Here is a 19,596-nt window from a genome sequence, read left to right as displayed (position 1 = left end):
AATTATCATGAAAAATATTTTATTAGTATGTGCAGCTGGAATGTCAACAAGCCTTTTAGTAAACAAAATGAAGGCAGCAGCAAAAGACAGGGGATTAGAAATAGAAATAAATGCTTTACCAGTATCTGAATGCTCATCAGTAATAGACAAGGTAGACATAGTATTATTAGGACCACAAGTTAGATTCCAAAAACCACAAGTAGATGCTTTAGTAAACGGAAGAATCCCAGTAGATGTAATTGATATGAGATTATACGGAACAATGAACGGAAAAGCTATATTAGAACAAGTTATAGCAAAAATTGGAGAATAATAAATAATATTTATTATAATTAAAAATTAAGGGGGACTTAAAGATGAATTTTATGGACAAATTTAATAGTGTTATTGAAAGAGCACTAGTGCCTGTAGCGGCAAAACTAAATGCACAAAGACATATATGTGCAGTAAGAGACGCATTTATATTAACATTCCCATTAACGATGGCTGGTTCGTTAATGATTTTATTAAACTTCGTTTTATTATCACCAGATGGATTCATAGCTAATCTATTAAATTTAGGTGAATTAATACCTAACTTAGCTGATTATCAAGCAATATTCTCACCAGTATTAAAAGGTTCAACTGATATTTTAGCAGTTTTAGTTGTTTTCTTAATAGCTAGAAACCTTGCAAAGTCACTTGGTGGAGATGATTTATTAACAGGATTAACTGCACTTTCAGTATTCTTTATAATTTATCCATCAGCAGTAGATGGTGGTTTACAAACAACTTATATGGGACCACAAGGTTTATTCGTTGCAATTATAGTAGGATTATTAGTAGGTGAAATATTAACAAGACTTACAAAGACTTCAAAGTTAGAAATTAAAATGCCAGAGCAAGTGCCTCCAGCAGTTGCAAGAACATTTAAAGTATTACTTCCAATTATTATAGTTACAATTGGATTCTCAGTATTAAATTACATTATATTACAAGTTACAGATGGTGGTGGAATCCATACATTAGTATATAACGTATTACAAGCACCGTTAACTAAATTAGGTGATAGTATATGGTCAGTAGTTGCATTTGGTATTATATCAAATATACTATGGGTTATGGGTATTCATGGACCTAATACAGTACAAGCAGTTAGAGACGTAGTATTTGCAGAAGCTAATGCAGCAAACTTAAAGTTCGTTTCTGAAATGGGAACAGCTTGGGGAGCTCCTTATCCAAACACTTGGGCTTTATATGATGCATTTGGTAACTACGGTGGATCAGGAATGACTTTAGGATTAATTATAGCAATATTTATCTTTAGTAGACAAAGAGATCAAAAGGATATCGCAAAATTATCACTAGCTCCAGGTTTATTCAATATCAATGAATCAGTAATATTTGGTTTACCAATAGTATTAAACCCAATGTTCTTAATACCATTCGTATTAGTACCAGTAGCAAATGTATTCATAGGATATTTTGCAATTAAATTTGAGTTAATACCTCCAGTAGCATATTCAGTACCTTGGACAACACCAGGACCATTAATACCTTTCTTAGGTACAGGTGGTAATTTCATGGCTCTAGTAATTGGATTTGTTTGTTTAGGTGTGAGCGTATTACTTTATGCACCATTCGTAATTGCTTCTAACAAAGCAGCAGAGAAAATGAATGAAACAAACGACTATGCAGAAATAGTTTAGTATATAAAAATATAGAATAATAAGTAAGAATATAGTATACTAATTCTAGTTACATTAAGTAACTAGAATTAGTGTATATTAAAGGAGAAGAACTATGAACGAATTAGAATTAGTAGCATTTGAAATCATAAGCAATGTAGGAATGGGTAAATCTTTAGCTATGGAAGCAATAAGAGAAGGTAGACAAGGTAATTATGAATTAGCAGAACAAAAATTAGAAGAAGCTAAACAATTCTTATTACAAGGACACCACGCTCATGCTGGATTAATTCAAAAAGAAGCAGCAGGCGAAAAGCTAGAATTCTCTTTAATAATAATGCATGCTGAAGACCAATTAATAAGCGCAGAAACTATAAAAGATTTAGCATTTGAAATGATCGAAATGCACAAGAGCTTAAATAGAGCTTAATATTTAATTAGAAATTAAAGATACATATAGTGTAAAGATGTAAGTTCTTTATTGTACAAGCAATAAAAACGTTTTTACACTATATAAGTATCTATTATATTTATTAATATCATTTAATTAATTATTTATAAGTTGACAAAGAAATATATTTTTGATAAAATAATTTATGTTAAAGGGGTATGGCTCAACGGTAGAGTAGTGGTCTCCAAAACCATTGGTTGTGGGTTCAAATCCTACTGCCCCTGCCAAAGACTTAGTTTATCTAAGTCTTTTTTTGTTTTTCTTATGAATTTACATTTAATTGTTTATAATATTATAGAAGAGAAATAAGAAAAAATTTTATTTTAAGAATAAAAAATAAATGAATTATATGGTATATTTAAATATAAGGTTATAGATATATAGGATATTAGTAATAATATGGTGTAAAATTTTTAGTGATTTATACTGAGATTTTAAAGTCTTAAAAAGGGGAATTAATAGGAGTATTATTTATGATAATAGAAAAAGTATTAAATAATAATGTTGTTGTATCAATAGATCCTAAAACAAAAAAAGAAATAATCCTTTTAGGAAGTGGAATTGCTTTTAATAAAAAAATAGGTCAAGAAGTGGATGAAAGTAAAATTGAAAAAACATTTGTTTTAGATGATAAAACATTAGGAAATAAATTTAAAAAGTTAATAAATCAAATACCAGATGGAGTTTTTCAGTTATCTCATGAAATAATATCTCATGCTAGTAAAGAATTAAATGCAAAATTTGATAAGCAAATATATATATCTTTATCAGATCATATAGCGTTTGCAATAAAAAGATATAAGAAGAATATGATGATAAAAAATGAATTACTAAATGAAATTAGAAGAGTTCATAAGAAAGAATATAAAGTAGCATTATGGGCATTAGAATTTTTAAATAGGAAATTAAAAATTGAATTGCCAGAGGATGAAGCTGGATTTATAGCATTACATTTTATTAATGCAAGCTTAAACCAATCAACAATTAACTCTATAGAATCTACTAAAATAGTTAAAGATATATTAAATATAATAAGATATTATTTTTCATTAGAATTTAAAGAAGATGATTTAAATTATGATAGATTGCTTACGCATTTAAAATATTTTTCCAAAAGAATAATTGAAAATAATCAGGATAATGCTTCGGAAGACGAATTTATTAATATGGTAATTAAAAGCTATCCTGAAGCTTATAATTGTACACTGAAGATAAAAGAATATATAGTAAATAACTATAAGTATGACGTTAATAGTAATGAAATAGTATATCTAACACTACATATTCAAAGAATTGTATCAGTGTCTAGATATGATAATTAAAAAAGAGACGGTTTTCCGTCTCTTTTTTAATTATCATATCTTTGACTATCCATTGAGAGTATGGAGTGGCGTAATTAGAATCTTTATTTTCTTGTATATATTCATAAAATGAATCAAGAAAACCTAACCTATAACCATCATTTGTTAATACAACTCCTCCAATATTATACTGATAAGAAAGAATTTGATCTAATGTTAGGTTATTTTGATTATTCATTATTTGGTAGAGTACCATAAAAGTGGTAGTTCGTCCTTCACCTGCATGACAATGAAAATGTAAGTGGAGATCATCTGGCTTATTTTTTATGAAATCTACGAATTCATCAACAGTATCAGGTGTAGGAACTCCTCCATCTCTAACTGCAAAACGTTTATATTGCATACCACAATCTGTTATAGCCTTTTCTTCAGTGCAAACAGATTCTGCTTCTAAGCATTTATATAATTTACCATTTTCGTGAAATATATTAACTTGAGAATTAGTTTTTATTTTATTAAGTTCTGAATTTTCTTTTTCTATAGTTTCTACTGAATCAAAACCATTATTAATTAGTTTATAGAAGTTATGATAGCTTATAGCTAAATCATTTAATAGTCCATGAGATTCTTGCCTCAAATCTACAATGCATATATTTTCTTTATTTATAGCCTTTTTCAATGGTTCTACTTGATCCTTAGTAAATTGAGCACTTCCTGAAATATTAAGAAGTGTGACATCTCTAAATCTATTAGGCAAAGGTGTTTTTAAGTCGCTATCTAATATAATAACATCCTTATTTTTCTTAAAAATATACGAATTACTGTCTGCTTTAGGAAAAGCACCTATTAAAGCCGAAGATGATATAAGGATTGTAGATAGTATGGATAATTTCTTTAAAAATTTACTGTTCATATATACCTCCATTTATAGAATTTATAATATTTTTTGTTATTTAAACTTTTATTATTCAAGCAATATTTTATAGCTTTATTAAAGCAATGAAATATGTTTAAAATTTAGAAAAAGTGGACAGTATTTTAGAAAAAAGGGTAGGTGTTTTTATGGATTTTATGTATATTCAATTAGTAATTTTTTTAACTATAATATTAAGTGCTGTCATAGCTGGTAAGAAGGGTGCATTAATATCCTTTTTAGTATGGGCAGTTGAAACTTATATAATATTTAAAGTAGATAGTTTTAGTTATCTGCAACTTATAACATTAGGGTTATCATTCCAAATAGCAATAATTATAGCTATAATAAGAGATTTAGTTGCAAAGCAATTTAAAAAGAAGGTAAATAATTAATTATATATTCCAGTATTTTCTTGTAATATAAAAGTCATCTCAGGGCAATATAATAGTGTAGACAGGAAACAAAATAAAATATAACAATATTCTATTAGTTACTGTTTATAATTCATGAAACCAAGGGAGGAATCAGACATGTCAAAAGCATTAGTTCCAGAAGCAAAAAATGGGTTAAGCGCATTTAAGAACGAAGTAGCGAATGAGTTAGGAGTACCATTTACAGATTATAATGGTAACTTAACATCTAGACAATGTGGTTCCGTTGGTGGTGAAATGGTTAAAAGAATGGTAGAACAATACGAAAGTGGATTAAAGTAAAGCACCACTAAGGAAACACACTAAAAGATGGTCAATATCTTGAGAGGGTGATATCTTATGGAGAATTTACCGCCAGAAAAGTATTGAAAATCTATTATTCGCTAAAGGGAAAGAGATGCAGAGTTTGCATCTCTTTTTCTTTTACACAAAATATGGTAAAATAAGAACAAAGGTTCGTTAAGGGGGATAATATGAGAAAGGTTAAAATTTTACATTGTTCAGATATACATTTTGATACTCCTTTTAAAGAGTTGAGTAAAGAAATTGCAAACAATTGTAGAGAAGAATTATTAGAGACATTTAAAAGAATAATAGATTTAACTATAGAAGAAAATGTACAAGTATTATTTATTGCAGGAGATTTATTTGATAATTTTACAGTAAATAAAACAACGTTAATTTTTATTATTAATCAATTAAAAAGAATAAAAGATAAATATATATTTATAGCTCCAGGAAACCATGATCCTTATTATGAAAAATCTTTTTATAATATGATTAATTGGCCAAGCAATGTTCATATTTTTACAGGGAAGATGAGTAAAAAAGAAATAAATGAATTAGGATTAGTAGTGTATGGAGCTGGATTTACAAAAAAGTATGAGAGAGAAACTTTAATTAATATTGAAGAGTTAGATACTTCAAAAATAAATATGATGGTATTGCATGGAGATATATCTACTAAGGATGCTAAAAATGACTATAATCCAATTTCTTTAAAAGATATAAGGAATTCTTATATGGATTATATAGCATTAGGACACATTCATAAATTTTCAGGAATATTAAAAGAAGAAAATTCTTATTATGCTTATAGTGGCTGCCCTCAAGGTCGTGGATTTGATGAAGTAGGGAAAAAAGGAGTTATTTTAGGTGAGGTATATAAGGGAGGCGTAGATTTAAAATTTATTCCTATTAATAAAAGAGAATATATAGTTAAAGATATTGATATATCGGAATGTGATACATATGAAGATATTAAAGAAAAATTACTTAGTATTCTAGATGAAAAAGATAGGTTAAACAATCTATTTAAGATCACACTTACTGGTAATATAAAAAGTCACTTATATTTAGATATTAAAACGTTAGTAGAAAAATTAAAAAATGATTATTACTTTATAAAAGTTTTAAATAAAACAACTGTAGAAATGAATTTAGATGAGTTAGCTAATGATTATTCTATAAGAGGTAAGTTTATAAAGAGAATGTTAGAAAAGCTTAAAGAAGCAAATGAAGATGAAAAGGAAATAATAAATAGAGCATTAAAAATTGGATTGCAGAGCCTTTCAGAGGAAGAGGTGAAATTAAATGATAATTAAAAAAGTTAATATTATTGCCTTTGGAGGGTTAAAAAACAAAGTTGTAGAGTTTGATAATGGAATTAATATAATTTATGGCGAAAATGAAACTGGAAAGAGCACTATTCAATCTTTTATAAAGATATGGTTATATGGATTTAGTAGTAATAGAGGTAAAGATTTAAGGGTAAATGAAAGATTAAGGTATATGCCGTTATCTGGAGAGGTAATTAAGGGAGAGCTTTGGGTCGAATTTAAAGATAAAACTTATATTATAAAAAGGACTTTTGGCAAAACCAAGAAAGAAGATACTTCATTAATAATAAATGCTTTAACAGGAGATGAAGTTAAGGATATAAATTCAGAAGAACCAGGAAAGTATTTTTTAAATATTAATAGATCTACATTTATAAAAACGCTTTTTATAAGACAATTAGGAAGTGAAGTAAATAAAGATAAAGATGAAGAGATTTTAGATAAGATATTAAATTCTGTAGGAGTTTCAGAAGGAGATGTAACGGTAGATAAGGCTTTTATAATGTTAGGCAATTATAAGAAGTATTTAAGTAATATTAGAAAGAGTGGATATTTAGATAAGCTAAGAGAAAGGTATAGTTTATTATTAGCTGAAAGACATGAAAGATATAATTTAGCAGAAGAGAATTTAGATAATGAAAAAGAGCTACTAAATTTAAAAGAAGAAAGAGAAAATACAAAGAGTGAACTTTCAAATTTAGACTGTTATAAAAAATATTTAAAAAAGATTAAATTGCAAGAAGAATATGAGGATATTATAAAGTATTTAAGAAAAAAAGAGGAGCTTCAAAAAAAAGAAAAAAATATTAGTAAGTTTCTAATTAATAATAATGATGAAGTATTATTAGAGACAGTTGATTTATTAAAAGAAGAATACTCTATGTATTTAAGACTATTAGATTTAAGAGAAAAGGCTAAGGTTAAATTAGATTCTAGATTAGATGAATTAAAGAGGTCGGAAGAACCTCTAAAAGAATATAAATATATAGAAGAATTAGGTGAAGATATTTCTAAAGAGTTGATAAAATTAAAAATTGAACAGGATTCTTTAAGAGAAAAAATAGAGATTAATAGAAAAATAGATAAAGAAATTACTTTACTTAAAAATAAAGCAATATTAGCTAAAGAGCATATTGGAGATGCTTATAAGATAGAAGATATTAGAAAAGATGTAGAGAGTGAACTTGAAATATATGAAGAAAAGTTGAAGAGTTTAAAGTTTGCTATGGAAAATAAAAAAAATAATAGTATTTTAAATAATAAGTATATAAAGGTATCTATAGGATTATTAGCAGTAATATTTTTTGTTTTAGGATTAGTATCGAACAGTATTGGTATCAGAATAAGTTTATTTACAATGTGTGCATTGAGTATTTTATTATTATTTTTAGGCAACAGAATAATAGAGTTAAAAGGAAAATCTTATGTAAGTTCCTTAAAGAAAGATGTAGAGAAAATAGAGTTAAACCTAGAACAGTATAATAAAATAGTTGGAGTTATAGATTTTGGACAACTTATAAGATATTTAAAATTATATAATGAGTATTTAGGTATTAAAGAAAATATAGAAGTAAAAATTAGTGAAAAATACAATCAAAAAGAGCTGTTAAACTTAGATGATGCTAATGATAAATTCAATGCTAACAAAGAAAAAATCGATAGTTATTTAAAAATATCTAAAGCAGACAATATAGATGTTTTAATAGATGATATATATAAGTTTGAGGAAATTAATAAAAATTGTAATTCTTTAAAGCATGATGCAAAAAGTGATGAAGAAGTATTATGTGATTTTGAGAAACAATTAGAAGCAAAAAAAGATATCATTTTTGAAAAATTAAAAGAGGTAGGATTAGAAGGTATTGATATTATCGAAGTAGGAGAAAAGTTAGATGAATTAAAACGTAAAATAAATCAAAAAAGAGAAATTCATAGAAGCTTATTATCGGTAGAAGAAACTTATTTAGCCTTAATAAAAGATAAAGATATTGAAAAAATTAAGAATGAGATAAAAGAAATAATTGATGTGGATTTTAAGTTTAGTTTTAAAAATGAAGAGGAAATTGATTCAGAAATAAAAAGAAAATCCAATGAATTAATTCAAATTGAAAAAGATATAAAGGATTTAGAAAACAAAATAGAGAATTTATTTAAAGGCAGACGTAACATAGCTGAAATTGAAGATGAGATTACTAATATAGAATATAATATAAATGAAGAAGAAAAAAATTTAAAAGCTGTAGAATTAGCAAAAGAAGTATTAAATCAATCTTATGATGGATTAAGAAATGACTTTGGACCAATATTAAATAAAAAAGTAAACTCGTTATTTAAAGAGTTTAGTGATAACAAATATAGTAACGTTTTAGTTTCTGATAAATACGAAATGAAGTTAGTATATAATGATGAAGTTTTATCATCACAACTTTTAAGTAATGGAGCTAATGATCAATTGTATTTAGCATTGAGAGTTGCATTTATAGAGATGATATTTAATAGTAAAGATGTAACCTTATATTTAGATGATGCTTTTACTCAATATGATGATAACAGAATTAAAACTATATTAAGCTATTTAGCTTCTGAGAGTTTTATTCAGATATTAATATTTACTTGTCAAAATAGAGAAGAATCTTACTTTAAGGAAAAAGGTATAAACCATAATTATATTTTATTATAAGTTTGGAAATTATATAGATAATATAGTAAAAATGGAAGGGATTTTATGAAAAAGATATTGTTAATTATTATAGTAGCTATATTATTATTTATTACAATTATTAATTTTCAAGATGATAATAATTTTAAGGATAAAAGCAATTTGTTTAGAGTAGAAAAAATAAAGTGGATTCCACTTTATTTTTTTGTGGATTAAAAAGGAAATTTAGTCTAAACTTATAATATAGAGAATTAGGAGAGGTAGTAAGAATGTCAAAACCATATGAATTTTATAAAGCAAAAATTGAAGAAAATAAAAATATTTTAAATAAACTAGAAAAAACATTAATAGTATATTCATCTATTAGATTAGCTATAGTTATTATCTGTATAGGGTTATTATATCTTCTATATAAAAGTAATAATATTATGGGAATGTTGCTTACGTTTTTAGTATCATTTGTTGTATTTTTAATTGTAGCATTTATGCATAATAATAAATTAAATGAAAAAAAGAAATTAAATATTCTTTTAGAATACAATAAAAATGGATTAAAGAGAATAAATGGAGAATGGAAGAACTTTGAGGATATAGGAGAAGAATATATCAATAAAGAGCATAGATTCTCAAAAGACTTAGATATATTTGGAAAGAATTCTTTGTTTCAGTGGATAAATACTACAAACACTTTATTTGGTAGAAAAGCTTTAGCTAAAAAACTTAATATGAATTATAGTTTAAATAGACTTACTATAGAAAATGAACAAAAAGCAATACAAGAGTTAAGTGAAAAAAGAGAGTTTGCAACTAATTTATTTGTAGATTCTTATGAATTAAAAAGAAACAAAAATAGTAATATTGATGAACTATTAAAGTGGGCAAAGGAAGAAAAATCAAGTAGATTAACAATAAAGTATATACCTTACTTTTTTATAGCAAGTACTACTATATTTATAATTTTAGCACTAACTAATAAGATGCCGGGTACGTATTTACTTTTAGTGTTTGCAATAAATTATTTAGTGGTAAAATTACTAACAAGAAATTTAAGCCATGTAATTAACTTGTTTATAAGTAATAAGTCTAAAGTAAATCAATATAGTAATTTATTATCTCTTATACAAGATGAACAATTTAAAAGCTATAGGCTTAGAGAACTAAAGAGACAATTGGCAAGTAATGATTTAGACTGTAAGAAAGAGATGAAAAAACTTAAAAATATTATAAGTTGGATGGGCGATAGTGTTAGTAACGCATATTATTTAATAATAAACGTTTTATTTCTTTCAGATATTTTTATATTAAATAATTTAGAAGAATGGAAAGAGAAAAACGGTAAGTATCTTGAAGAATGGCTGAATATAATGGGAGAGGTAGAAGCCTTAGTTAGTTTATCTAACTTAGCTTTTGAAAATCCAAATTGGTCATATCCTGCAATATCAGCTGATAAGATAATAGTAGCAAAATCAGTAGGGCATCCGATGCTAGGTAATAAGGCTGTGGTAAATGATTTTACTTTAAATAATGAGAAAAGAGTAGCATTAATAACAGGGTCTAATATGTCTGGTAAAAGTACATTTTTAAGAACTATCGGATTTAATATGATTCTAGCATATTTAGGATTACCTACATTTAGTGATTCTTTTAAGTGTGGAATTTATAATATATATACTTGTATGAGAACAGAAGATAATTTAGAGGAGAGTATATCATCATTTTATGCTGAAATATTAAGAGTTAAATTATTAATAGATGCAGGAAAAAGAGGAGAAGATGTATTTTTCTTATTAGATGAAATATTTAAAGGAACTAATTCTAGTGATAGGCATGATGGAGCTAAGATATTAATAGATCAATTAGTTAAGAGTGGAGCTATTGGATTAGTTTCTACTCATGATTTAGAACTGTGTGAGTTAGAAAATACAAGGAAATGGTTAATAAATTTTAATTTCCAAGAGTATTATGAAGATAATAAAATAAAGTTCGATTATAAATTGAGAAGTGGTATTAGTAAGACTCATAATGCAAAACATTTGATGAAGTTAGCGGGTATTGAGATAAGTTAGGGGGAGGAAGATTTGGCTTTTATCATAATAGATTTGGAATTTAATAATTTAAGTGGAATACATAAATGTTTTCCTAATATATACAATGAAATTCCAAATCTAAAGAAATTGGATTTAGTTAATGAAATTATAGAAATTGGGGCTATAAAAGTTGATAAATATATGAAGCCTATGGATAGTTTGAAAGTATATATAAAACCATCAGTTATACCAGTATTAAATCCTAATATTTTAGATATTACAGGAATAAAAGAAGAAAATTTAAAGGATGGGGTTTCTTTTATAGAAGGTATTGAAAAATTAAAGGAAATAGTAGATGAAGGGGATATAGTATGCTCTTGGGCAAAAGATGATATAGTAGAAATAATAAGAAATGCAAATCACTACAATTATAGAGATATATCATGGATAAACAAATATTTAGATTTGCAGGAGTATACTACGAACATTTTAGGATTTAAAAAATCATTAAGTTTAAGTAATGCATTAAAGCATTTAAAAATAAAGTTTGATGGAGAAAAACTACATGATGCTTTAAATGATGCTGTTTACGAATTTAATGTATTTAAACATTTATATAATACTAGAGCTATAGAAAAATATATAGTTAATAATATATATGAAATGCCAGCTTTAGATGTTGAGACTTTAAGTGATCATGAAATTGATTATGATAAGGTAAAGCAATTATGTCCAAGATGTAATAAAAAAATAGATTGTGAATATCCCTTTAAATTAATGGGATGGAGATTTGTAAGCATTGGTATATGTAATAGATGTAATAATAAACTATTAAGTGAATTAATAGTTAAACGTAGTCTAGGTGGAAAAATAATATATCAAGAGATTTTATCATTTATTGATGAAATAGAATATTCTAGATATGAAAATAGATTAAAAGACAAGCATTAATTAATAATTTATTAAATATATATAAAGAGTAACAAATAGGATAAGATATGTGATAAAATGAAAGTGTAATAAAATTTAACCTTTAAGGGGATGGAAGATTATATATGAATATTGCATTTCTTTTAACACCGAAGAATGAAGTAATATATGAATATTTAGATGCGACAATGAGACAAGTTATGGAGCGTATGGACCATCATGGATATACTGCAATACCTTTGATAGATAGAAACGGAAAATATGTTGGAACTTTAACAGAAGGTGATTTACTTAGAAAATTAAAAAGTACACCAGACTTAAATTTTAAAAACACAGGAACAATTAAAATAAATGAAATACCAAGAAGAAAGAAACATAAATCAGTATCAATAAATGCTGATGTTGAAAGTATAATAAATTTAGCAACAACACAAAATTTTGTTCCAGTAATTGATGATAATGGAATATTTATTGGGATAATTAAGCGTAGTGATATAATTAACTATTGCTATAATATTATACGTAAGGAAAAAAGCGTAGTTTAAAAGAACTAATAAATAAAACTTAAGAATTAAAGTTTAAAAGTGCCAATAGGCACTTTTTTTATTTGAATAAATTAAATTGTAAATCTATTTATAAAGAAAGGAAATACACTACTCATATACATTCATAGGTGTACACTTACAGCATAATTTCAAATTACTAAATTTAAGATTTAGATTTTCAATTAAGTTAGATTAACTAAATTGAAATTTAGGGCCTCACTATAAGTAAGTATTGTATAAAATACCATATTAGCTTAAAATAATTATTATAATGTAATTTAAAGGAGTGTAGAAGATGTCAGAAGAATTAAGAGAAGATTCAATGAAGGATTTATTAAAAGAATTTGACGTTAAAAGAATTAAATCAGGGGATATATTAAAAGGTCAGGTTATAGATGTAAACGATAAGGAAGTAGCGGTTAACATAAACTATGCTTTTGATGGAGTTATTTCAAGGGAAGAATTAACTAATGATGATAAATCACCTCTAGAAGTAGTTCAAAAGGGAGATAATATTGATGTATATGTTATTTCTCCAAATGATGGTGAAGGATATGTTCAATTATCAAGAGTAAGAGCACTTCAAATAACTGAGAAAGAAGAGATAAAGAAAGCCTTTGAAAGTGGAGAAACTATAAAGGTTAGAGTTAAAGAAGAAGTAAAAGGCGGAGTTGTAGCTTATTATGGATCAATAAGAGTATTTATTCCAGGTTCACAACTTTCAAGAGAAAGAGTTGATTTTAAAAACTTCATCGGAAAAGAACTTGAAGTTAAATTAATAGAATTAGACATGAGAAATAGAAAAGTTGTTGCTTCTAGAAGAGTAATTGAAGAAGAGCAATATCAAGTTGAAAAGAAAGCTCTTTGGAACAATCTTAAAGAAGGTGAAAAAAGAGAAGGTACTGTTAAAAAGATATTAAAGGTAGGAGCTATCGTTGATATTGGAGGAATAACAGGATTAGTTCATATAAATGATTTATCATGGGAAAGAGTTAAAAGAGTTGAAGATATAGTTAATGTTGGAGATAAGGTAACTGTATTTGTTGGAAATATAGATGCTGAAAATGAAAGAGTTTCTTTAATATTAAAGGATGTTAACCAAGAACCATGGAAAGTTTATGGAGATAATATAAAAGTAGGTGAAGTTATAGAAGGAACTGTTGCTAAATTAGTTAGCTTTGGTGCTTTTGTAGAAATATATAGTGGTATTGAAGGATTAGTTCATATTAATGAGATTACAGATGAAAATATTGCTAAGGCTTCAGATGTATTAACTGTAGGACAAAAAGTTAAAGTTAAGGTTCTTGATGTAAATAAAAATGATAGAAAAATTTCATTAAGCATAAAAGATGCTATTGAAAGATCAAATGAATATTTACAATATAATGATTCAGATGAAGAAGTAACTTTAGGAGATTTATTTAAAGGTCTTTTCAATAATTAATTTTATAGATAAAAAACTGCCTTATGGCAGTTTTTTTATATTTTTTCTATTTTAAGCATATTAGTACCACCAGTGTGAGTTGTTGGGAATCCAGCAGCTATTAATATATTATCACCATCATTTGCACATGAAAGTTTTTTAGCAACTTTTTTAGATTCAGCGATTATTTCATCAGTAGTTTCAAATTGTTGACATAATAAAGGTATTATCCCAAAAGTTAAATTTAATCTTCTTAATACATACTCATTAGGGGTAATAGCTATTATAGGGCATTTTGGTCTGTATTTAGATATAAGTTTAGCTGTTGAACCAGAAGTTGTTGCAGCTACTATAGCTTTGGCATTTAATACATTTGATGTTCTACAAGCAGAATAACTTATCGCTTCAGCAAAATCACCCATAGCTGGTTCTCTTAATCGTTGGTTTAGGTATACATAATCTATGTGTTTTTCGGTTTCTTGAGCTATAGTTGCCATTGTTGTTGCAGCTTCTATTGGAAATGCTCCACTAGCACTTTCACCACTAAGCATTATTGCATCTGTTCCGTCAAAAATAGCATTACATATATCACAAGCTTCAGCTCTTGTAGGAAGAGAATTTCTAATCATAGAATCAAGCATTTGAGTAGCTGTAATTACTATTTTACCAGCTTCATTACATTTTCTTATTATATTTTTTTGAATTATAGGTACTCGTTCAATAGGAATTTCAACTCCCATATCTCCTCTAGCAACCATAATACCATCAGCTTGTTTTAAAATTTCATTGATATTATTTACACCTTCTTGGCTTTCTATTTTACCTATGATTTGAATATGCTCTCCACCATGTTCATTTAATATATTACGAACTTCAACAATGTCAGAAGCTTTTCTTACAAAAGAGGCTGCAACAAAGTCAACACCCATTTTACAACCAAAAATAAGATCTTCTTTATCTTTATCAGTTATAGAAGGCAGATTAATGTCTACATTAGGAACGTTAACACCTTTATGATTTTTTATTACTCCACCAACAATAACAGTACATATAATATGTGTTCCTTTAATCTCATCGATTCTAAATTTTAATAGACCATCATCTACTAAAATACTTCCTCCGATAGACACATCTTTGTAAAGAGCAGCATAAGATATAGAACATTTTTCATTGTCACCTAATATTTCATCATCACATATAAAAGTAAATGCTTGTCCATCAATAAGTTCAACTCCATCATTTATAAAGTTATGTGTTCTAATCTTTGGTCCTTTTATATCCAACATAATAGCAGTTGGAGAGTTTTGTTCTTTTCTAATTTTTTTTATTAGATCAATCTTTTGTTTGTGTGTTTCATGAGTCCCGTGTGAAAAATTAAGTCTAGCTACACTCATTCCAATTTGAATAAATTTTCTTAGAATTTCCTCGTTGTCACTTGCAGGTCCGATAGTGAATATCATCTTAGTCCTTTGCATAAAAACACCTCACATTTAGTAAAATAAGAAAATAAAGTATAAATATTTTAAGTATTATATATAGTATGATATACTTTTTCTTATACAATAATTCTAACATAATTTAGGATAAAAGGAGTAATAAATATGAAAGTTTTACAAAATTTAGAACCAAAATTAGTTTTTGATTTTTTTGAAAAAATATCTGACATACCAAGAGGATCAGGGAATGAGAAAGCTATAAGTGATTACTTATTGAATTTTGGAAAAGAGCTTGGACTTGAAACAATTCAAGATGAAGCATTAAATATAATAATAAAAAAACCAGCATCAAAAGGATATGAAAATGCACCAACAGTAATTATTCAAGGTCACATGGATATGGTATGTGAAAAGAATAATGGAACAGACCATGATTTTGAAAAAGACCCTTTAAAGTTAAGAATAGTTGATGATTATATATATGCTACAGATACAACATTAGGAGCTGATAATGGAATAGCTGTTGCATATGGAATGGCTTTACTTGCAGATAATTCTATACCACATCCAGCTTTAGAAGTCTTAATAACTACTGATGAAGAAACAGGAATGTCTGGAGCTATGGCTGTTTCTAAAGATAACCTTGATGGAAAATTATTAATAAACCTTGATAACGAAGAAGAAGGTGAATTATTAGTAAGTTGTGCAGGTGGAGTAAGAACTAACTCAGCTATCAAAATAGAATGGCAAGACAGAGCAGACAAAGCTACTATGTCAATTAACATAAGTGGACTTAAAGGCGGACACTCAGGAATGGACATAATTAAGGAAAGAGGTAACTCTAATAAGATTTTAGGTAGAATACTTAAAGCTTTAAAAGATGAATTAGAATTTAACATAGTTAAAATAAATGGTGGATCTAAGAATAATGCTATACCAAGGGAAGCAGAAGTTATAATATCTTTAGATAATTCTAATGTAGATAAAGTTACTTCAATAGTTAATGAACTTGCAGACGTATTTGCTAATGAGCTTAAAGCACAAGATCCAGGTTTAAAAGTAGTAGTTAATAAGGTTTCTGTAGATGAGTCAAAAGAATTTAATAAAGATACAACAGATAAAGTTATTAATTTATTATACTTATATCCAAATGGAGTAAATACAAGAAGCACTGAAATTGATGGATTAGTAGAGAGTTCAACTAATTTAGGTGTATTAAGTACGAATGAGGACTATGTTGAATTTGATTCTGCTGTTAGAAGTTCAGTTCCATCATTAAAGAAAGAGATAGAATTAAGAATAAAAACTATAACAGAAATTATTGGAGCAGAATTTAGTAGTAAATCTGACTATCCAGGTTGGGAGTATGATCCAAATTCAAAGATGAGAGAGATATGCCAAAAGGTATATAAAGATATGACAGGAAAAGAAGCAAAAATAGTTGCTATACATGCTGGTGTTGAATGTGGATTATTTAATGAAAAGCTTGGAAACTTAGATATGATAAGTTTTGGACCAAATCTTTATGATGTTCATACTCCACAGGAACATATGAGCATAACTTCAGTTAAAAATACATGGGATTACTTATTAAAGATATTAGAAGAAATAAAGTAGTTTGGTATTTTTGATATTAAAGGTTACTACTATGATATGAAATATAGGTTTTTTCAAAGAGAAAAGTCAGGTGAGATAAAAGGTATATTAATATTGTAGTAGATAGAAAATTTAATAATGATAAATAAGAAGTAACCTAAAGATAAAGCAAAACAATAAATGTCTTTAGGTACTTTTTTATTTTAGAAAGTAATTTTTTATTACATAATGTATATTAACTGGAATGAGAGAATATATATTAATATAGATTACTTAAGAAAAAAATATGGCTAGTTTCAGTAAGGAGGGTTAAAAGGAGGAGAATGAAGTATACAAAATATAATTATAAAAGAAGAAGAAACAATGGTGTTTGGAAGTTTATTGCATCATTGTTAGTTGGGATTATTGCATCGTGTATGATTGGATTAGGAGTAGCATGGATAGTGTGGAAGGTGCTCCCTATTAATGATTCTGCACAGGTTGGAGCTGAAATAACTGATGGAATAGAAGTATCAACAGAAGGAAATGGACAACAACAAGAAGGTGAAACGATTGTTTCAGAAGGTGAGAATACTAGTGAATATTATTTCTTACAATGTGGATATTTTTCTAAGAAAGATAATGCAGATCAGACTTATGCAAAAATAGCATCAGAAGGAAGAGCTTTTATAGCTGAAGAATCAGATAAGTATAGGGTACTTACTGGTATCTATACTAGTGAAAATGTTGATTCAGCAATTCAAGAGCTAGGATCAAAAGGAGTTGAAAGCGTAAAGATTACTTTTAGTTTAAATGAAAATGATCCTATAGAAGCTCAAGTATCTGCGATTTGTGATGGATATTTAAAAATATTAACAACTACTTTTGATGATGGGGTAGATCATGTTAATACAGAGGAGTTTAAGAGTTGGATAGATACATTAGATAATATATCTTCGGGAGAAAATATTGAAGTTTTACAAAGTTTAAAAGATTATATTAAAGGATTACCTGAAGAATTAACTAAGGAAAATGTATCATCTGAAATTGATTATTTATATGAAGTATTATTAAGTTTTAAGTAAATAAATTGCATGAGGAAAAATAATTAAAAAATTATAAAAATTTGTATAAAACGAGGAAAATGCTTGTTAGAACTCCTATTAAGTGATAAACTATATTAGAAAAATAGGGTTGTATATAGCATTTTTCTCTTTTCATTTTAAAAAATAGAAGTTTTTTAAAATAATGAGTAAGACAAGCCTAAAATTGGGAAGAATAAAAATAAACTCTGTAGGATGTGATAATATGCATTATATCTTAGCATCAGCCTCACCAAGAAGGCAGGAGTTGCTTACTAAGATAGTAGATAACTTTGATGTTATTGTAAGTAATTTTGATGAAGATAGTGTAAAGTTTAATGGGGATGTAGAAGATTACGTTAAAACTTTAGCAGAAGGTAAAGGAAAAGATGTAGCTTCACAAGCTAAAAAAGATTCAATTATAATTGCAGCAGATACTGTTGTTGTAATAGATGGTAAGATTTTAGGGAAACCAAAAAATGCAGATGATGCTTATAATATGCTAAAACTACTTAGTAATAAAATTCATAGAGTTTATTCGGGAATAGCTGTAATAAATACTACTAATAATATTATGAAAAGTGAGGCTGTATTCACAGAAGTAAAATTTAGTGAGTTAACTCATGAAGAAATAATTAATTACATAAATTCAAAAGAGCCTTTAGACAAGGCTGGAGCTTATGGAATACAAGGATTAGGAGCTCTTTTTGTTGAGAAGATTAATGGTTGTTATTACAATGTAGTTGGATTACCGTTAAATCGTCTTAATAAAATAATAAAAGAAGTTATATAATAGGGGTAGGGGTATTAATCATTAAAGGAGAATATTATGCAAAATAATATCAAGATAAGTGATATACCTAAAAACGAAAGACCTATGGAAAAACTTTTAAAATATGGTGCCGATGATTTAGCTAATGCTGAATTATTAGCAGTGTTATTAAGAAGTGGAACAAAAGGTGAGAATATAATTTCTCTTAGTACACGGTTATTGTCTGACGTTGGGGGCTTAGATGGTCTACTACATATTAATCTAGAAGAGATAAAAAAGATAAAGGGTATAAAAGAGGTCAAAGCTTGTCAAATAATAGCTATGATGGAACTATTTAGACGGTTTAGAACTTTAAGGTCTCAAAATGATGATTTTAAGATATCTTCTCCAAAAGATATTTCCATGCTATTGATAAATGAGATGAACAACTTAAATCAAGAAGTATTAAAACTTATACTTCTAAACACAAAAAATACTGTTATTGGAGTTAAAGATGTATTTAAAGGAAGCTTAAATTCATCAATAGTACATCCAAGAGAGATATTTCGAGAAGCGGTTCAAAGAGGGAGTGCAAATATTATTATTTGTCACAATCATCCTTCAGGCGACCCTACTCCAAGTAAAGAAGACATAAATGTTACATTAAGAATAAAGCAGTGTGGTGATTTAATGGGAATTAAACTGTTAGATCACATTATTATTGGAAATAATAATTATATAAGCTTAAAAGAAAAAGGAATTATATAGATTGAAAGGGGAATT

Annotated in this window: 19 protein-coding genes and 1 tRNA gene; 18 read left to right on the top strand and 2 right to left on the bottom strand. The window is 27.0% G+C overall.

What is annotated here, in order from left to right; translation table 11 throughout:
* The first annotated feature begins 7 nt into the window (after positions 1-7).
* The 5 genes from ARA56_RS08125 to licT all read left to right on the top strand — a co-directional run bounded on the left by ARA56_RS08125 (position 8) and on the right by licT (position 3,440).
* Entirely contained in the window at positions 8-313 is a 306-nt protein-coding gene (locus tag ARA56_RS08125; RefSeq protein WP_055265564.1) for a PTS sugar transporter subunit IIB, read from the top strand.
* A gap of 43 nt (positions 314-356) precedes the next feature.
* Complete coding sequence (locus ARA56_RS08120; protein ID WP_055265562.1) at positions 357-1,688, top strand: PTS sugar transporter subunit IIC; 1,332 nt, start codon at positions 357-359, stop codon at positions 1,686-1,688.
* Between the two features lie 94 nt (positions 1,689-1,782).
* A complete protein-coding gene (locus ARA56_RS08115; RefSeq protein ID WP_032117287.1) occupies positions 1,783-2,097 on the top strand; it encodes a PTS sugar transporter subunit IIA in 315 nt (104 codons plus the stop codon).
* A gap of 173 nt (positions 2,098-2,270) precedes the next feature.
* A tRNA-Trp gene (locus ARA56_RS08110) sits at positions 2,271-2,345 on the top strand.
* A 246-nt stretch (positions 2,346-2,591) separates the two neighbouring features.
* On the top strand, positions 2,592-3,440 hold the full coding sequence (gene licT / locus ARA56_RS08105; RefSeq protein WP_055265560.1) for a BglG family transcription antiterminator LicT: 849 nt from the start codon (positions 2,592-2,594) through the stop codon (positions 3,438-3,440).
* Here licT and ARA56_RS08100 read toward each other — a convergent pair.
* Positions 3,424-4,332 carry a phosphatase domain-containing putative toxin gene (locus ARA56_RS08100; RefSeq protein WP_055265558.1) on the bottom strand — a complete coding sequence of 303 codons (909 nt, stop codon included), beginning with the start codon at positions 4,330-4,332 and terminating at the stop codon, positions 3,424-3,426. The two genes, licT and ARA56_RS08100, sit on opposite strands and share 17 nt — an antisense overlap.
* Positions 4,333-4,481: 149 nt before the next feature.
* On the opposite strand from ARA56_RS08100, the gene ARA56_RS08095 reads away from it, so the two are divergent.
* The 9 genes from ARA56_RS08095 to rpsA all read left to right on the top strand — a co-directional run bounded on the left by ARA56_RS08095 (position 4,482) and on the right by rpsA (position 13,990).
* The gene (locus ARA56_RS08095; RefSeq protein ID WP_055265556.1) at positions 4,482-4,727 is read left to right on the top strand and encodes a hypothetical protein; all 246 of its coding nucleotides are present in this window, start codon (positions 4,482-4,484) and stop codon (positions 4,725-4,727) included.
* 138 nt (positions 4,728-4,865) lie between these two features.
* Positions 4,866-5,048, top strand: coding sequence for an alpha/beta-type small acid-soluble spore protein (locus tag ARA56_RS08090; protein ID WP_032117290.1), 183 nt, complete (start codon positions 4,866-4,868; stop codon positions 5,046-5,048).
* Between the two features lie 191 nt (positions 5,049-5,239).
* On the top strand, positions 5,240-6,370 hold the full coding sequence (locus ARA56_RS08085; RefSeq protein WP_055265554.1) for a metallophosphoesterase family protein: 1,131 nt from the start codon (positions 5,240-5,242) through the stop codon (positions 6,368-6,370).
* Positions 6,360-9,065: an AAA family ATPase gene (locus ARA56_RS08080; RefSeq protein WP_055265552.1), complete on the top strand. Its 2,706-nt coding sequence runs from the start codon at positions 6,360-6,362 to the stop codon at positions 9,063-9,065. The genes ARA56_RS08085 and ARA56_RS08080 overlap by 11 nt, the downstream gene beginning before the upstream one ends.
* 45 nt (positions 9,066-9,110) lie before the next feature.
* Positions 9,111-9,260, top strand: coding sequence for a hypothetical protein (locus ARA56_RS16660; RefSeq protein ID WP_156334261.1), 150 nt, complete (start codon positions 9,111-9,113; stop codon positions 9,258-9,260).
* 53 nt (positions 9,261-9,313) lie between these two features.
* On the top strand, positions 9,314-11,110 hold the full coding sequence (locus ARA56_RS08075) for a MutS family DNA mismatch repair protein (protein WP_055265550.1): 1,797 nt from the start codon (positions 9,314-9,316) through the stop codon (positions 11,108-11,110).
* A 12-nt stretch (positions 11,111-11,122) separates the two neighbouring features.
* Positions 11,123-12,022, top strand: a complete 900-nt coding sequence (locus ARA56_RS08070; RefSeq protein ID WP_055265548.1) for a 3'-5' exonuclease — start codon at positions 11,123-11,125, stop codon at positions 12,020-12,022.
* A 104-nt stretch (positions 12,023-12,126) separates the two neighbouring features.
* The gene (locus ARA56_RS08065) at positions 12,127-12,546 is read left to right on the top strand and encodes a CBS domain-containing protein (protein ID WP_055265546.1); all 420 of its coding nucleotides are present in this window, start codon (positions 12,127-12,129) and stop codon (positions 12,544-12,546) included.
* A 295-nt stretch (positions 12,547-12,841) separates the two neighbouring features.
* On the top strand, positions 12,842-13,990 hold the full coding sequence (gene rpsA, locus ARA56_RS08060; protein WP_055265544.1) for a 30S ribosomal protein S1: 1,149 nt from the start codon (positions 12,842-12,844) through the stop codon (positions 13,988-13,990).
* Between the two features lie 35 nt (positions 13,991-14,025).
* On the opposite strand, the gene pyk is transcribed toward rpsA, so the two are convergent.
* Positions 14,026-15,444, bottom strand: coding sequence for a pyruvate kinase (pyk, locus tag ARA56_RS08055; protein WP_055265542.1), 1,419 nt, complete (start codon positions 15,442-15,444; stop codon positions 14,026-14,028).
* Positions 15,445-15,570: 126 nt separating this feature from the next.
* On the opposite strand from pyk, the gene ARA56_RS08050 reads away from it, so the two are divergent.
* The 4 genes from ARA56_RS08050 (at position 15,571) to radC (ending at position 19,581) form a co-directional block, all read left to right on the top strand.
* Positions 15,571-17,022, top strand: a complete 1,452-nt coding sequence (locus ARA56_RS08050) for an aminoacyl-histidine dipeptidase (protein ID WP_055265540.1) — start codon at positions 15,571-15,573, stop codon at positions 17,020-17,022.
* Between the two features lie 302 nt (positions 17,023-17,324).
* Complete coding sequence (locus tag ARA56_RS08045; protein ID WP_055265538.1) at positions 17,325-18,065, top strand: SPOR domain-containing protein; 741 nt, start codon at positions 17,325-17,327, stop codon at positions 18,063-18,065.
* 223 nt (positions 18,066-18,288) lie between these two features.
* A complete protein-coding gene (locus ARA56_RS08040) occupies positions 18,289-18,855 on the top strand; it encodes a Maf-like protein (RefSeq protein WP_055265536.1) in 567 nt (188 codons plus the stop codon).
* Positions 18,856-18,891: 36 nt separating this feature from the next.
* On the top strand, positions 18,892-19,581 hold the full coding sequence (radC, locus tag ARA56_RS08035; RefSeq protein WP_055265534.1) for a RadC family protein: 690 nt from the start codon (positions 18,892-18,894) through the stop codon (positions 19,579-19,581).
* Positions 19,582-19,596 lie beyond the last annotated feature (15 nt).

The sequence above is a fragment of the Clostridium disporicum genome, assembly GCF_001405015.1.
GTDB classification, from domain to species: Bacteria; Bacillota; Clostridia; order Clostridiales; family Clostridiaceae; genus Clostridium; species Clostridium disporicum_B.
Note: the sequence above shows the minus strand (reverse complement) of the source record. Positions and strands in the feature narration are given on the sequence as shown.

Bases quoted from the DNA above. Each gene is read 5' to 3' on its own strand.
- pyk (WP_055265542.1), bottom strand. From the start codon at position 15,444: ATGCAAAGGACTAAGATGATATTCACTATCGGACCTGCAAGTGACAAC.
- ARA56_RS08115 (WP_032117287.1), top strand. From the start codon at position 1,783: ATGAACGAATTAGAATTAGTAGCATTTGAAATCATAAGCAATGTAGGA.
- ARA56_RS08040 (WP_055265536.1), top strand. From the start codon at position 18,289: ATGCATTATATCTTAGCATCAGCCTCACCAAGAAGGCAGGAGTTGCTT.
- ARA56_RS08120 (WP_055265562.1), top strand. From the start codon at position 357: ATGAATTTTATGGACAAATTTAATAGTGTTATTGAAAGAGCACTAGTG.
- radC (WP_055265534.1), top strand. From the start codon at position 18,892: ATGCAAAATAATATCAAGATAAGTGATATACCTAAAAACGAAAGACCT.
- licT (WP_055265560.1), top strand. From the start codon at position 2,592: ATGATAATAGAAAAAGTATTAAATAATAATGTTGTTGTATCAATAGAT.
- ARA56_RS08090 (WP_032117290.1), top strand. From the start codon at position 4,866: ATGTCAAAAGCATTAGTTCCAGAAGCAAAAAATGGGTTAAGCGCATTT.
- ARA56_RS08065 (WP_055265546.1), top strand. From the start codon at position 12,127: ATGAATATTGCATTTCTTTTAACACCGAAGAATGAAGTAATATATGAA.
- ARA56_RS08095 (WP_055265556.1), top strand. From the start codon at position 4,482: ATGGATTTTATGTATATTCAATTAGTAATTTTTTTAACTATAATATTA.
- rpsA (WP_055265544.1), top strand. From the start codon at position 12,842: ATGTCAGAAGAATTAAGAGAAGATTCAATGAAGGATTTATTAAAAGAA.
- ARA56_RS08075 (WP_055265550.1), top strand. From the start codon at position 9,314: ATGTCAAAACCATATGAATTTTATAAAGCAAAAATTGAAGAAAATAAA.
- ARA56_RS08045 (WP_055265538.1), top strand. From the start codon at position 17,325: ATGAAGTATACAAAATATAATTATAAAAGAAGAAGAAACAATGGTGTT.
- ARA56_RS08080 (WP_055265552.1), top strand. From the start codon at position 6,360: ATGATAATTAAAAAAGTTAATATTATTGCCTTTGGAGGGTTAAAAAAC.
- ARA56_RS08125 (WP_055265564.1), top strand. From the start codon at position 8: ATGAAAAATATTTTATTAGTATGTGCAGCTGGAATGTCAACAAGCCTT.
- ARA56_RS16660 (WP_156334261.1), top strand. From the start codon at position 9,111: ATGAAAAAGATATTGTTAATTATTATAGTAGCTATATTATTATTTATT.
- ARA56_RS08050 (WP_055265540.1), top strand. From the start codon at position 15,571: ATGAAAGTTTTACAAAATTTAGAACCAAAATTAGTTTTTGATTTTTTT.
- ARA56_RS08100 (WP_055265558.1), bottom strand. From the start codon at position 4,332: ATGAACAGTAAATTTTTAAAGAAATTATCCATACTATCTACAATCCTT.
- ARA56_RS08085 (WP_055265554.1), top strand. From the start codon at position 5,240: ATGAGAAAGGTTAAAATTTTACATTGTTCAGATATACATTTTGATACT.